Source organism: Paenibacillus nasutitermitis, from assembly GCF_014641075.1.
GTDB lineage: Bacteria > Bacillota > Bacilli > Paenibacillales > Paenibacillaceae > Paenibacillus_Z > Paenibacillus_Z nasutitermitis.
In genome coordinates this window covers 219,050-233,223 of record NZ_BMHP01000003.1, presented here as the reverse complement: position 1 = coordinate 233,223, position 14,174 = coordinate 219,050, and the positions used below count along the sequence as shown (strand labels likewise).

Sequence of the window (14,174 nt, the reverse complement as noted above, 5' to 3'; positions counted from 1 at the left end):
TGACGCTAGAAAATAACAAATCCGTTTGAAATTTTTAGTGGCTGTGTGGGGAAGAAAGAACTCTTCTGATGCTTCAGAAACATCAGTAACACTAGTGATATTTTAGACGGATTTCTATTTAATAAATTATTGATCTCTGACGCTTTAACAAAAAGTCCCCTGGTCTGCAACCGAAAACCAACACTGCCGCTGCTCCGCCAGAGCACCCCTGACCGGATGGGATCGTAACGGATTCCATGTCCTTCAGTCAATTGTCCGTTAGCTTTTCGGATGTCTCTGAACCCGAGAGTTCCATTACACAGAGCAGGCTGCCTATGGCGGCCTGTTTTTGCGTTGCATTAACGGCATATTCGGCTATGGCAGATCAGCGCTATCCTGATTGGGAATGTGCGAGGGCTGGTCATTCGTTTCTTGCAAATACAGCATCAACATGGGCGTTGTAATTCCATCAAACTTCTCCCTATCGTTCAGGTCAATCCAGGCAAGCTCAATAATGTCCTGATTCCAGTCTTTTGTGGTATCAAGAAAGAGACCTCCTCCGATGATTTCGGCGATGTACGTGTATTTTTCATTTTCGACATGCAGCAGACCTGTGATTCGGACATTATAGCCGGTTTCTTCATACAATTCCCGGATACAAGCTTGTTCAGGGGATTCATGGTCTTCAATTCCGCCGCCGGGGAAATTCCAAACGATATCGCCGCGCTGGACAGCCTGCCTGACCATTAGCACTTGATTGTCTTGAATGACGATTGCCTGAGCAATCATATAGCCATCTACCTCTTTCTATATCCATATATAGTCATATGTCATGCAGGTATAATAAGGGACATATGTATTTATGTTCGTTATGTTAAACCATTATCCTGCTTAACTGGCCTGGAGGGATTGTTTGATGGAGTCGAAGGAGCGAAATAGCAAAAAGCTGCTAATCCGGAATATAAGCAGGGACGAGATTGGACAGGTAGCTATGATACTTGAAGAAGCGGCTCTCTGGCTGAAGAGTATCGGCCAGGAAATGTGGGAGGACCACCAATATTCCATCGCCGGGATTCTGTCCTGTTACAATATCGGGCAACTTTATCTGGGCTGCTTGGAAGACAGGGCGGTGGCCGCTATGATCCTTCAGGAGGAAGACCCCTTCATGTGGCCGGATACCGGCCGTACAGATTCGCTGTTCCTGCATAAGCTCGCTGTGATGAGTGCATACAGAAAGAACGGATTTGCTGTCGAGATGCTCGACTGGGCGAAGGATTTGGCGAGATTGAGGGGCAGACGGTATGTCAGACTGGATTGCGCTTCGGACCGTCCCAAGCTGTGCGGGTTTTATGAGAATAACGGGTTTGTACGAGTCAGGGAGCAGCTGATTATGAACCGGTTTCCGACCGCATTCTATGAATATGAAATCGGAGATCATAAATAATCTTGACCTTCCCCTTGCGTCAAGCTTTAAGATCATCCTGTAAACATGATCCCAAGGAGGAAATGAAGAATGCCCAATCACGAAGAAATTTATGAAACACAGGCTGATACGTATGACCTGCTTATTTCGAAGCAACCCAATCTGTGTGAGGCAATCGAAGCCATACGGGCGGTTGACGATTTGGATATATTAGATATGGGAGCAGGCTCAGGGAGATTGACCTGTGTCCTGGCCCCAAAAGCCAGGTCAATCCTGGCACTTGATGAATCAGAAGCAATGTTGAACGTTACGGCAGCAAAGCTGAAAAAAAGCGGATTGCAAAACTGGAAGACCCAAGTTGCCGATCATAGATCTCTCCCTGTAGCGGATAAAAGTGTTGATTTAATCGTATCGGGTTGGAGTATATGTTATCTGGGGAGCACGAATGTTCCTAATTGGAAAGAAAACATACGGCAAGTGATGACAGAAGTCAAACGTGTGCTTCGTCCTTGCGGTACTGTAATCGTTTTTGAGAACTTTGGAACAGGTTCGGAAACTCCCGATCCTCCTGCTTTTCTAAAAGACTATTTTAGGCTGCTGGAAAATGAATATGGTTTCTCTCATAAATGGATACGAACGGATTATCATTTTGACAGCATGGAAGAAGCCGAAAGGCTTACAAGATTTTTCTTTGGGGATGACTTGGGGGACAAGGTTGTCAACGAACAAATGATTCGTTTTCCCGAATGCGCGGGAGTCTGGTGGCTAACCATATATTAATTCAGCAAATCACGGTATATCTCGAGTGCTCCGCTAACGAATGCGACAGCACAATAAAACATAAATCGAATTGTTCTCGCACAAAAAAGACCTTAGCCAAACAACAAACAAGCGGCCGCGGCCGCTTGTTTGTTGTTTACATAGATACTACGGCGCGCTGGAATTCCGCTATAAAGGCAGACCTTTGCGGACAGCCAGGGCTGCTCCCGTTGCGACCGCGTCCTCGCGCAGCTCGCCTTTGGAGAAATCCGGGCGGTAGACCGGGTCGTAATAGGTGTTTTTGCGGGCGATCCGGATCGCGGTCTGGTAGAAAGACTCGCTGGCGCTTACAAGGGCCCCGCCGAGAATAATTTTCTCCGGATGGAACATGTTGATCAAGTTGGCGAGGCCGATGCCGAAATAATGGGCGGCCTGCGTGAACATCTCCTCAGCGTAGGTATTGCCCTGCGCCAGCGCCTGGAGCAGCGTATCGTAGCTGATGCTGTCTTCTCCCGTCTGGCCGGACTGCAGCAGGTCGGTCCGGCCCAGCTTGGCGTCGGATCGCGCTTTCTTCTCCAGCGCCTGAACGGAAACATACGCTTCGAGAGCGCCGTAATTGCCGTAATCCTGCAGCCGGATCCCGTCGGTCTGAATGACCATCTGGCCGATTGAGCCCTCCATGTCAACCGAGCCGTGCACAATCTGGCCGTGGGACATCATGGCGGAGCGCAGGCCGACGCCTGCGTGAACATACAGCATATGTTGAATGTTCTTGCCGCGCAGCGACCATTGTTCGCCGATCAGCGCGGCGTTCGCGCCATTCTCAAGCAGCGCTGGGAGTCCGGTTGCCTCCGTCAGCATGGCGCAGATCGGCACATCATGCCAGCCAGCGGCGGGAAAATTAAGCGGCCGCAAAATCGTCCCGGCCGTGCGGTCGAGCGGGCCAACTGCGCCTACACCGATGCCCAGCACCTGCCGCGCTTCCAGGCGGTGATCGGCGAGAATGGAACGGATATTAAGCACGGCGTGGCGCACCAGCTGCTCCGGCGTCATGGCTTCGTCCATACGCCAGCGGGTAAACGACTTGGGGTTCATATTCATATCAAAAAAACCCAGCGAGGAATAGCGTCTGGACAATTCGAGCCCGAAAAAATACCCGTAATCGTTATTGATTTCATACAAGATCGGGCGCCGCCCGCCGCTGGAAGGACCGAGTCCGGACACAACAAGCAGTCCCTCGGCTACCGATTCATCCAGCAGCCGCGTAAGCGTGCTGCTTGTGAGCGGGTATGCTGCAAGGAGTTCCGCTTTGGAGACGGTTCCCTGGTCCGCTATGCGGTCGTATATCATTTTTTTCATGGAAGGGATAGGGCTTCTTGATGGGTTGTCCATAAGTTTTCTCCAATTATCCGTAAAAACGTATTGAACTTAAAAGTGAGATCATTATAGCGCACATCGCTGCGAACCGCCAGCCAGCACGCGCATAAAGGTATGTGCGTTCATAACAGAACAACCCCGGCGATTGCCGATGCGGCGATGACAAGCAGAGGATGAAGCTTGTATTTGAGCAGACCAAACAAGGAAGCTAAGCAGATAAGCAGCATGGCCGCAGTCTGCCAGTCGATTGCTTCGAAGCCACGGGGAAACCCGAAGCGGAAGGCAGCGAAAGCGATCAGGCCGGTCACAATCGGCCGAAGGCCATAGAAGGCGGCTTTGACCCACCGGTTGTGACGGAGCCGGTAGAAGAATGCGGCGATGATGACGATAATCAGCAGCGAGGGGAGGATTATCCCGAATGTCGCCGCTGCGGAACCGGCGGGACCGGCGATCCGGTAGCCGATCAGGGTCGCGCAATTGGTAGCGATAGGCCCCGGCGACATCCCTGCGAGTGAAACAATCTCCTGAAATTCCTGGTCGTTAATCCAGCCTTGTTCACTCATTCCGTAGTGAATCATGGGGATAACCGCGTAGCCGCCGCCGAAGGAGAGAAAACCGATCTTCATAAAGAAGATGAATAAATCCCACAGCATAGGAACCCCCCTTTAAATATAATATTCCAGTTGAAAAGGATCTCCCGCATCGTGAGCGGGACGCTCCTTCTCTGTGCGCATCCGCAGCCCCAGGAGCTGCTTGGCGGCGGCGCAGGCGATTCCCCCCGCGATCCCGCCTAAAATAATCATAAAGGGATTAAGCGCCGTGGTCGTCAGCAGCGCCAGCGCGGCGATCAGGATGACCGCTGTTGTTTTATCAAAAAGGGATGTCTTGGCCATCTTGTAAGCGGAGACGAGAATGAGCGCAAGGATCGCGCCGCGAATGCCCTGCATCGCCGCTTCCACCTTGGGATTTCCATCTATATGCCGATACACGAGGGCGAGTCCCAACACAATCAGAAAGGTAGGCAGGGTGATTCCCAGTATAGCGGCAACCGCTCCGGGCAATCCTGCCAGCCGATATCCGATAAAAGCGGAGGCATTGACTCCCACACCTCCCGGGGCAGAGCCGGCGACGGACAGCATGTCGCTCATCTCCTGCTCGTCAAGCCATTTACGCTTCTCAACCGTCTCCCGTTCTATGATTGGAATCATGGCGTAACCGCCTCCAAAGGTGGAGGGGCCGACCCTCGAAAAAGTCCAGAACAATTGGAGAAGCATGGATATGCGCGGTTTGGTCATGGTGGATCCAGCCTCCTAGTCAAATAAAGCTTATGGTATTATTATAACAACATAAATCCAAAATGGAATAAACATTTTAAAATTATTGAATTTTGAAGGGGACATTGGTGTAATATGGTTTTTGTGTGAAGTTTAATCGCTTTATTCAGGTGCAAGGTTTAATTATTTAATTCAAATTGGTATAAAGTTGGATTGGATAGACCTTGTCCCCTTTCTTCGTATATGATTAATTTATAGGGATTGCCGACTGGAGTCGGGAGAGGGGACTAAAGAATGGATCCGATAAAATCATGCTGCGCGGCCAGCCGGGAGCAAGCTGCGCAGGGAGAAATAAGCAAGAAGGAGCAAGCTGCAATTTCTGTTAAAGCTGCCGGCAGCCAGGTGCGCGATGCTCTGGTCCGCATAGAAGGCGGCGTATTCCGGATGGGAACGAATGACCCGGAAGGATTCCCGTCTGATGGAGAGGGACCGATCCGGGAGGTGCGGCTTGATTCGTTCCGGATATCGCCCTATGCCGTGACGAATGCAGAGTTTCGCACCTTCGTGGACGATACGGGTTATGTCACGGAGGCTGAGCGTTTCGGCTGGTCCTATGTGTTTCATCTGTTGGCTTCCGAGGAAACGCGTGAACGAGTGAAGGATGTTCCGCAGCAAGTGCCGTGGTGGCTGGTTGTGGAGGGCGCTTATTGGGCGAAGCCGGAAGGGCCTGATTCCACGATCGAAGGACGGCTGGATCATCCTGTGGTACACATCTCGTGGAACGACGCGGAAGCCTATTGCGTCTGGTCAGGGACGCGTCTGCCGACGGAAGCGGAATGGGAATATGCGGCGCGGGGCGGCTTGTCCGGCAAAACCTATCCATGGGGTGACTTGCTCAAACCGGACGGCAAGCATAGGTGCAACATCTGGCAGGGTAAATTTCCGGTCAAAAACAATGCCAGCGATGGCTATGTGGGTACTGCGCCAGTGGACGCCTACGAGCCCAACGGCTACGGATTATACAATGTGTCCGGCAATGTGTGGGAATGGTGCGCCGACTGGTTCAGCCCCGGTTACCACCGGCAGACCCGGTCCGAAAATCCCCGTTTCACGGAAGAAACGGAAAGGCGCTCGATGCGTGGAGGTTCCTACCTGTGCCATCGCTCGTACTGCAACCGTTATCGGGTTGCGGCCAGAAGCGGCAACACGCCGGATAGTTCAACCGGCAATTGCGGATTCCGGGTTGCAGCCGATATTGCAAACATGTAGCGCCCCCTGACGTAAGCGGTAGGACTTAAGCGACATACGATAAACGCCAAAAAGAAAGCCCGCAGAAGAGAATTCGATTCTCTCGGCGGGCTTTTGCGTGTCAAAGGGCATACGGGTTTCACGCCTTTTCAGTAACAGTTTGGCTTACGGGAACAGCTCAGCATGGTCGGTATGCTTGCCATAAATCATAAAGTCGGTTGGCGACATGGCGGTATGTTTCTTAAAAATCCGGAAGAAATAGGAGGTATCGTAATAACCCAGATAGCTGGATATGTTGGCTACAGTCATGTCCGTGCTCAGGAGCAGGCTGCACGCCTCTCTAATCCGCAGCAGATGGATGTACTTGATGGGCGAGTGGCCGATAACCTCGCGGAAGACCGAAGTGGTGTAGTTCGGTGAACGGTGGATCAGACGGGCTAACTGCCCGATTTCAATCGGCTCGCGGTAATGATCCAGCAGATAATGCTTGATCAGCTGGGCATATTTCATCTTCATGGGAGTGACCTCAGGTTTCTCCAGCTCGCGCGCGAGCATGCCAATCAGCTCCTGCAGAATGGCGGGGCAGATGAAGGAAAGATAATTTCCCCCATTGCATACTTCTTCGAAAAGCCGCTCGAAGCGGCGCTGCGCATATTGAAAATTGCGGAGCTTGAACTGGACAAATTGTTTATTTTGCAAAAAAGGAATTACCGGCACAGCATTTTCGTCATATCGGAAGATGACCGTATATTTCTGGTGGGGTCCCGTGTGGTGATTATCCCCTGCCCGCCGGGTTCCATGCGGGATAAAGATGAAATCGCCGCGTTCGCCCACATAATCTATGCCATTGATACTGTAGGAGACTTTGCCTTCCGTGACCAGCACAAGCACATTGACGTTCAGAACTTCCGATTTCGTTCTCCAGTTGGGGATATTATCATCGAAATGTACTAAGTCTACAAGAAACATTATGAATCTCCTCGCCCTTTGAAGGATAGATGAATCCTATCATATCAGGTTATTATTGACAATGCGGACTTTGGATAAGAAATAGTTTAAAAATTTTATCGTAGAAATGTACATATTTAAATTGAGTTGTACATAGACGAAGATTCGCCGAAAATCCTATACTGGGTCCATAGGCTGAAGCACCTCTGTGGGCATCATAATGACAGCCGCGGTAGTAGGAATTATTATGGTTTACATCCGGGGCTCGGACGGAGCCGTCAAGGGATAACCGGCATGTCTCGATTACTTGATTAAGAAGGAGACTATCACCATGCGAGTACTTTTGCTTGATTTGGATTCCACCAGGCCCGACCATTTGGGCTGCTACGGCTATCACCGCAATACATCACCGAATATCGACCGTATCGCCGCTCAAGGGGTGCGGTTTGACAACTATTACACGTCAGATGCTCCCTGCTTTCCATCGCGGACCGCTTTGATGACGGGCAGATTCGGCATTCATAACGGTGTTGTGGGACATGGGGGTACGGCGGGGGATGTCCGCCACGAAGGAGAATCGAGGCAATTCCGCAGCAAGCTGGCCGCCGAGAGCTTCCCTGCGCTGTTCCGGCAGGCGGGTATGAAGACGGCGCTGGTCAGTCCGTTCGGAGAGCGGCATACAGCCTGGACATTCTATGCCGGCTTCAATGAAATTCACAATACCGGCAAGGGCGGCATGGAATCTGCCGAGGAAGTGACGCCGGTAGTGCTGGATTGGCTGGACCGCAATGCCGGGCAAGACGATTGGATGCTGTACGTCAATTATTGGGACCCGCATACGCCGTATCGCGCCCCGGAATCTTTCGGCAATCCGTTCCGTGAAGATCCGCTTCCGGAATGGATGACCGATGAGGTGCTGGAGCGGCACCGGGAGAAGGTCGGTCCGCACAGCGTGCATGAAATCAACATGTACAACAACAGGACGTCGCCGGAATATCCGCGTTATCCGGGCGAACTGAAGAACAGTGACGATATGCGCCGCATGGTTGACGGCTACGACTGCGGCGTGCGTTTTATGGATGACAATATCGGGATGATCTTCGACCGGTTGGAGAAGATCGGCGTGATGGACGATGTGGTCGTCATTATCACGGCCGACCACGGCGAGAACATGGGCGAGCTCGGTATTTATGGCGAACACGGCACAGCGGACCAGGGCACATGCCGGATTCCCATGATTATCCGCTGGCCGGGCCGGACGGCAGGAAGCGTCGACACGGGTCTGCATTATCATCTGGATCTGCCGCCGACGATGGCAGAGCTGATGGAGCTTCCTCCGGCGCCTAGCTGGGACGGCCGCAGCTACGCAGGCTCCGTGCTTGCCGGAGAGGATACCGGCCGCGAAAGCCTTGTCATTTCGCAATGTGCGCATGTCTGCCAGCGCAGCGTCCGGTTCGACGACTGGCTTTATATCCGCACCTACCACGACGGCTATCATCTGTTTGACAAGGAGATGCTGTTCAATTTGAAAGACGATATATACGAGCAGAACAATGTGGCTCCCCAGCGTCCGGACATCTGCCGGGAGGCTGTTTACCGGCTGACAGATTGGCATGACAGCATGATGGCCTCGATGGACTGCGATGTGGATCCACTCTGGACCGTCATGATGGAAGGCGGTCCTTACCACGCCAAGGGCCATCTCAAGGAGTACGGAGAACGCCTGCTGGAATCCGGCAGAGAGCAGGCATTGATCGAGCTCAGAAAGCGCCATCCGCGGGAACAATAATCCCTGAAGAATGTATTGCGGCGCGTCATTACATCAATCTGCGCCTAACAAAGCGCCCCTTTTTCACTTTAAAGTGGAAAGGGGGCGCTTTGTTTTTCGGATCCAGCAGGAAGGAATGCCTCATTGACTTTTGGGATAGACCCATTGCTATAATAGGGCAAACAAATCCGGGAGGACAGACCATGCCGATATGGCTTCGCAGAGTGGCGTTGCTGCTTTCGTTCAGGCGCAGCATTCAGGGGAAAATATTCATCGTGTTCAGTCTTGTCATCCTCTCTGCGCTGGTACTGGTCAGTCTTGTGATTTATTACAATCTGACGAACAATATCAAACGCAACGCCATCCAGTATGTGACCGACAGCGTCCGCCGCGCCGATGAGAATGTGAATGTCCTCGTGCAGGACGCGAGCAAGCTGATGGCGCTGGTTGTGACGAATCAGGAAAGCGTTATTAATGTGCTGCAGAGCGGCAGCTCCGAGGTGTCGCTGGAGGGCTTTCGCGATCAGAGGAAGATAGAGAGCTTTCTGTCCTATCTGATTGCATATAAATCCCAGATAAACCGGATTTCCGTTGTAAGCGTTCCCGCCGACAGAATTTTTTATGAAGGTTTCCCTTATGTGGACCGCACGCTGTTGAATCATGAGCTTGTCAGCCAGATCGTCGCTGCGCCTGCGGAGAAAATCTTTATCAGACAGAATTTCAACGGACGCGAGGAAACCGTGACCATCGGCCGTAAAATCGTCCATAACCGCCAAACGATAGGCGTGGTCATGATCGATCTCAACTACGGGATTCTAAGCAACAACTACAATATCCAGCCCTCTGAGGACAGCCGTATCTATGTAATGAGCGACAGCGGCGAACTGATCTACGGCTCGTCCTCCAAGGCAAACGGTGAAGAAGCTGCGCTGCTCAAGGAGCAGACCCGGGGGAGCGGTGTCCGCGAAGCGAAGCTGGGCGGACGCAGCCACTTGATCGTCAGCTCGCGGTCCGATTCAACAGGATGGACCACGGTCGGCATGATCCCTCTGCAGGCGCTGATGAAGGATTCAGTCACGCTGCGCAGCCAGATCATTCAGGTGGTAGCCCTCGTTTATATGGCTGTACTGTTGGTATCTATCGCCGTAGCTTCCCATATTACGCGGAATTTGCGGCGGCTCCACAGTGCCATGAGATGGGTGCAGGAGGGCAATTTTTTTGTAACGGCGGATATTTCGGCGAAGGATGAGGTAGGCCAATTCTACCGCATGTTTCAGAAGATGCTGGAGCGGCTGCGGGAGCTGATGGAGGATATCAAGCTGCGCGAACGGCTCAAGCGGGAAGCTGAGCTTACGGCGCTGCAGGCGCAGATCCGGCCGCATTTTCTCTATAATTCACTCAATACGATCAAATATATGGCCGCACTGAACGGAACCCGCAATATAGAAGAAGTGTCGGGCTCGCTCATTGAACTGCTGCGCGGCGTGCTCGGTAATACGAAGGAATTCATCCCGCTTCGCGAGGAATTGTCCTATGTTCAGAGCTATGTCACGATCCAGCGGTATAAATATGCGGATCGTTTCCGGATCCATTTCGAGATTGACCCGCATATGCTGGATATCCCCGTTCTAAAGCTTACCTTGCAGCCGCTGGTCGAGAATGCGCTGACCCACGGGGTAGGCAGCCTTCTTGAAGGAGGCTCCATTATGGTGAAAGCCTACGCGGACGGCGGCGAGCTGGTGCTTGAGGTGGGTGACAACGGAATCGGCATGACGCAGGAGGAGATGGATGCCGCAATGCGTACCGGCACGATCCAGGATCAGTTCCGGAAAGGCGGGATGGGCCTGAGAAATGTCAATGAGCGGATTCGCATGGTATATGGCCAGGCCTATGGCGTCCGTCTATACAGCCGCCCGGATGCCTTCACCAAAGCGGAGATCCGCATACCGATACCGACTGACAGAGGAGAGATTACCCATGCTGAACGTACTGCTGGTGGATGACGAGGCGCTCGCCCTGACCCATTTGCGCCGGATTATAGATTGGGAGAAGCACGGCTTCCAGTTGTGCGGGGAGGCGCACGGCGGACAGGAAGCTGTGGAGATGATTGAAAGCCTTATGCCTCAAATCGTAATCGCGGACATCGACATGGCTGGTATGGACGGTGTCGCCCTAAGCCGATATGTCCATGAGCGCTGCGGCGGGCGCATCAAGCTGGTCATGCTCAGCAGTTATGATAATTATGAATATGTCCGGGAGACGATGAAGAACGGCGCCGCCGATTATTTATTAAAGCATCGGCTGGAAGCGGACGGGCTGCTGGAGCTTCTGAACCGGCTGAAGGAAGACATCCGGATGTCGGAGGCGATGCCCCAAGGGCTGGCTTTCATGGAGCGAAACTGGTCGTCGTTGAACCAGGGGCTTGCGCAGACCTATTTGCGGAGCCTAGTGCTCGGGCTGGAAATCGATACCGCCAGAGCCGAGGAATACTTCCGGCATTTGTCTCCGCTTGGTGTGGGGCGCATGGTCGTTACCGTCCTGCAGGTCTCCACTCTTCCCGATCCGCTTGGCCAGCGTGCACCCGCTGAAACGGCGCAGCGGTCAAAGGCGGTTCTGGATGTGATGCGCCAATGTGTGGACCAAGGCGAGAGGGGAATTGCCGCCGATGTCGGCGAGGGCCGTTATGTGTTGCTTTTCTCGTTCCCTGACGAGCGGAGCGAGCATGCCATCGGCCAGCGCGTAAGAGCCTGCCTGAAGAGACTCGCGGATATGCTTCGGCTTTATGTGAATGCCAGTCTGTCGTATGGCATCGGGCCGGTGAGCTCCCGTTTTGACCGGCTGGCCGCCGACTATAAGACGGCTCTGCTGTCAATGGGCGGTGTTCAGCCGAGGGAGGCGCTCCCCCAAGCCGTCGGGCCAGCGACCGGTGTCACGCTGCGGCAGGAGAAGGCGCTTATTGCCGCTGTCGAACAGGCGGGCGCTTCCGGCTGCGCGATTATTGTAGATGAAATCTTTGCAAGCCTTCAAGGTCCTCATCTGAAACACACGCTGCCGCATACCGTAAATGAGCTCATTCAGCTGGCAGACAAAATTTGGTTCAAATCAGGCAGACAGGCGGATGCCTATTATGCCGGTGAGTGGCCGACACGAGTGGAACTCGCCGATCCGGACAAGCTTGCGGCGACAGCCGTCTGGGTTAAATCCCTGTATGCCCAGCTGATGGATAAGCTTGCGGCTGGTGAGCGGCACTATTCTCCTTATGTACAGCAGGCGATTGTTCTCATCCGCTCCCGCTTTGCCGAGCCTATTTCACTAGAGCAGGCCTCAGAACAAGCCGGCATAACAGACACATATATGGGGCGGTTGTTCAGACAGGAAACCGGAACGTATTTCACCGACTATCTGAACCGGGTCCGGATCGAGGCGGCGAAGCAGCTTATCGCCAGCGGCAGCTACCGGGTCAAGCAAATTTATGAGCGCGTCGGCTTCTCCAGCTACACCTACTTCTTCAAAGTATTCAAAAGCAATGTCGGCATGACGCCGCAGGAATATGCCAAAAGCGGGCCGTGAGCGGCGCGCCGCCCCCACAGGCAGGATTCGCATTAATCAGCCCCTCCTCGGAACCCGTTTCCTCTGATGCAGCGTGGAGAACGGGTTCTTTTATTTATGCCGGGGATGGACGGGATTGCTGAAATTTGGAGTTTCTGTTCGTAATATTGCACTTTTATGCAATCGCTTACGCGTTATGATAAAAGCGTTTCCAAATAAAACACGGAGGTCACCAACATGAAGAAATGGAAAAGAGGCGCATCACTGCTGTCCACAGCGGCACTGCTTGGCATGACCATTGCCTGCTCATCGGGGGGCGATGCAGATAAAGAGACGAATAACAAAGGAGAGAAGGAGCCACAAAGTTCAAACAGCATCCAGACAAGCGGTTTCCCTATTTCCCAGGAAGCTGTTACGCTCAAAATTTTCGCGCAGAAGTCGCCTCCGAACGGCCCTTATAAAGATATGCTGGTCTTTCAGGAGTACGAGAAAATGACCAACGTCAAGATTGTGTGGGAAGATGTTCCCTCCGAAGGCTTCGTGGAGCGGAAAAACCTGCTGTTTGCTTCCAACGAGCTCCCTGACGCGCTTTTTAAGGCAGGCATCTCCCAACTGGAGGCTGTCAAATACGGAAGCTCCGGCATGCTTGTGCCGCTGGAGGACCTCATCGTCAAGTATGCGCCGAACCTCCAGGCGCTGTTTGACAAGTATCCGGAGATTTTGGCGTCGATCAAGGCGCCGGATGGACACATCTACGCACTTCCGGCAATTGTTACCTTGGGAGCGGCAAGAACCGACAAGCCGTGGATCAACAAATCATGGCTGGAGGCCTTGAATTTGAAAGAGCCGGAAACGACAGACGAGCTGCTGACGGTGCTCCGCGCATTCCGCGACGGGGACCCCAACGGCAACGGCAAGAAGGATGAAATCCCGGTGTCGGAATGGGACAGAAATGCGCTGATTAATTCCATGGCCGGCTCATGGGGACTGGATTTTCAGATGGGCTACAACATTAATATTCAGGACGGGAAGGTAAAGATCTGGCTCGCTGACCCCGCCTTCAAGGAATATCTGCAGTATTTGCATCAGCTGTACCAGGAAAAGCTGATTGATCCGGAGCTGTTCACGCAGAACGCCTCGCAGTTCGTCGCAAAAATGGCATCGGGCAACCTCGGTTACTTCCATAATCAGGCGAGCGACCCGTTTACCGATAAGAAGGAAGACTTTGCCGGCATTGCGCCGCTGGCTGGACCAGATGGGGAACGCAAGGGCTGGGGACGCCCGGTTGCGCGCGACTTTGGCACCTTTGCCATAACCTCGGTCAACAAGAATCCCGAAGCGACCATGCGCTGGATCGATTATTTCTACGGGGATGAAGGATCCATTTTCTTCCGTTACGGTATCGAAGGCCAGACCTATAACAAAAAGGCGGACGGCCTACCGGAATATACCGAAGAAATCCTGACCGACAAGCGCGGAACGGGTACGACTATCGGCCAATTCTCGCCATGGCCCGGTGGAGGGGCGCCGCATCTGATCAATGAGAACAATTCCTCGGCGATCAATCCGCCGGAGGTGCAGGCCGCGCAGGAGAAGATGGATCCTTATATGCCAAAAGAAATTCTGGGCGCGCCGATCTTCGATGATGCGACCTCTAAGGAAGTGAATACCTTGCGGCAGGACCTGGATACGTATGTCGGCGAGACGACTTCCAAGCTGATTACCGGAGCTCTGTCGTTCGACAAATGGGATGCGTATGTCAAGACGCTGAATCAGATGGATCTCTCCCGGCTCGAAAGCATCTATCAGGAGGCCTACGACAAAAACAAATAAAGAGGCATGCCGCTCA

The 14,174-nt window shown here is 53.0% G+C and carries 12 protein-coding genes; 7 read left to right on the top strand and 5 right to left on the bottom strand.

Annotation, left to right across the window (positions count from 1 at the left end; all coding sequences use genetic code 11):
• Nucleotides 1-354: 354 nt before the first annotated feature.
• Nucleotides 355-768 carry an NUDIX hydrolase gene (locus tag IEY46_RS20165; protein ID WP_188994387.1) on the bottom strand — a complete coding sequence of 138 codons (414 nt, stop codon included), beginning with the start codon at nt 766-768 and terminating at the stop codon, nt 355-357.
• A 127-nt stretch (nt 769-895) separates the two neighbouring features.
• Between IEY46_RS20165 and IEY46_RS20160 the strand changes: the two genes are divergently transcribed.
• Both IEY46_RS20160 and IEY46_RS20155 read left to right on the top strand, forming a co-directional pair.
• Nucleotides 896-1,423, top strand: a complete 528-nt coding sequence (locus IEY46_RS20160) for a GNAT family N-acetyltransferase (protein WP_188994385.1) — start codon at nt 896-898, stop codon at nt 1,421-1,423.
• 69 nt (nt 1,424-1,492) lie between these two features.
• Nucleotides 1,493-2,182 carry a class I SAM-dependent methyltransferase gene (locus IEY46_RS20155; RefSeq protein WP_188994383.1) on the top strand — a complete coding sequence of 230 codons (690 nt, stop codon included), beginning with the start codon at nt 1,493-1,495 and terminating at the stop codon, nt 2,180-2,182.
• Nucleotides 2,183-2,350: 168 nt separating this feature from the next.
• Here IEY46_RS20155 and IEY46_RS20150 read toward each other — a convergent pair whose 3' ends face one another.
• The 3 genes from IEY46_RS20150 to IEY46_RS20140 form a co-directional block, all read right to left on the bottom strand.
• Nucleotides 2,351-3,520, bottom strand: a complete 1,170-nt coding sequence (locus tag IEY46_RS20150; RefSeq protein ID WP_229750422.1) for an ROK family protein — start codon at nt 3,518-3,520, stop codon at nt 2,351-2,353.
• Nucleotides 3,521-3,660: 140 nt separating this feature from the next.
• Entirely contained in the window at nt 3,661-4,191 is a 531-nt protein-coding gene (locus tag IEY46_RS20145) for a chromate transporter (RefSeq protein WP_188994362.1), read from the bottom strand.
• A gap of 12 nt (nt 4,192-4,203) precedes the next feature.
• The gene (locus IEY46_RS20140) at nt 4,204-4,833 is read right to left on the bottom strand and encodes a chromate transporter (RefSeq protein ID WP_188994361.1); all 630 of its coding nucleotides are present in this window, start codon (nt 4,831-4,833) and stop codon (nt 4,204-4,206) included.
• 354 nt (nt 4,834-5,187) lie between these two features.
• On the opposite strand from IEY46_RS20140, the gene IEY46_RS20135 reads away from it, so the two are divergent.
• Nucleotides 5,188-6,081 (top strand): formylglycine-generating enzyme family protein, encoded by an 894-nt coding sequence (locus IEY46_RS20135; RefSeq protein WP_444544053.1) that lies wholly within the window; start codon nt 5,188-5,190, stop codon nt 6,079-6,081.
• 144 nt (nt 6,082-6,225) lie between these two features.
• Here IEY46_RS20135 and IEY46_RS20130 read toward each other — a convergent pair whose 3' ends face one another.
• Nucleotides 6,226-7,029: a helix-turn-helix domain-containing protein gene (locus IEY46_RS20130; RefSeq protein ID WP_188994357.1), complete on the bottom strand. Its 804-nt coding sequence runs from the start codon at nt 7,027-7,029 to the stop codon at nt 6,226-6,228.
• A 310-nt stretch (nt 7,030-7,339) separates the two neighbouring features.
• Between IEY46_RS20130 and IEY46_RS20125 the strand changes: the two genes are divergently transcribed.
• The 4 genes from IEY46_RS20125 to IEY46_RS20110 all read left to right on the top strand — a co-directional run bounded on the left by IEY46_RS20125 (nt 7,340) and on the right by IEY46_RS20110 (nt 14,158).
• Complete coding sequence (locus tag IEY46_RS20125; RefSeq protein WP_188994355.1) at nt 7,340-8,797, top strand: sulfatase family protein; 1,458 nt, start codon at nt 7,340-7,342, stop codon at nt 8,795-8,797.
• A gap of 182 nt (nt 8,798-8,979) precedes the next feature.
• A complete protein-coding gene (locus tag IEY46_RS20120) occupies nt 8,980-10,779 on the top strand; it encodes a cache domain-containing sensor histidine kinase (protein ID WP_188994353.1) in 1,800 nt (599 codons plus the stop codon).
• Nucleotides 10,754-12,346 carry a helix-turn-helix domain-containing protein gene (locus IEY46_RS20115; RefSeq protein ID WP_188994351.1) on the top strand — a complete coding sequence of 531 codons (1,593 nt, stop codon included), beginning with the start codon at nt 10,754-10,756 and terminating at the stop codon, nt 12,344-12,346. Before IEY46_RS20120 ends, IEY46_RS20115 begins: the two co-directional genes overlap by 26 nt.
• Before the next feature lie 216 nt (nt 12,347-12,562).
• Nucleotides 12,563-14,158 (top strand): extracellular solute-binding protein, encoded by a 1,596-nt coding sequence (locus IEY46_RS20110; protein WP_188994349.1) that lies wholly within the window; start codon nt 12,563-12,565, stop codon nt 14,156-14,158.
• Nucleotides 14,159-14,174: the final 16 nt, after the last annotated feature.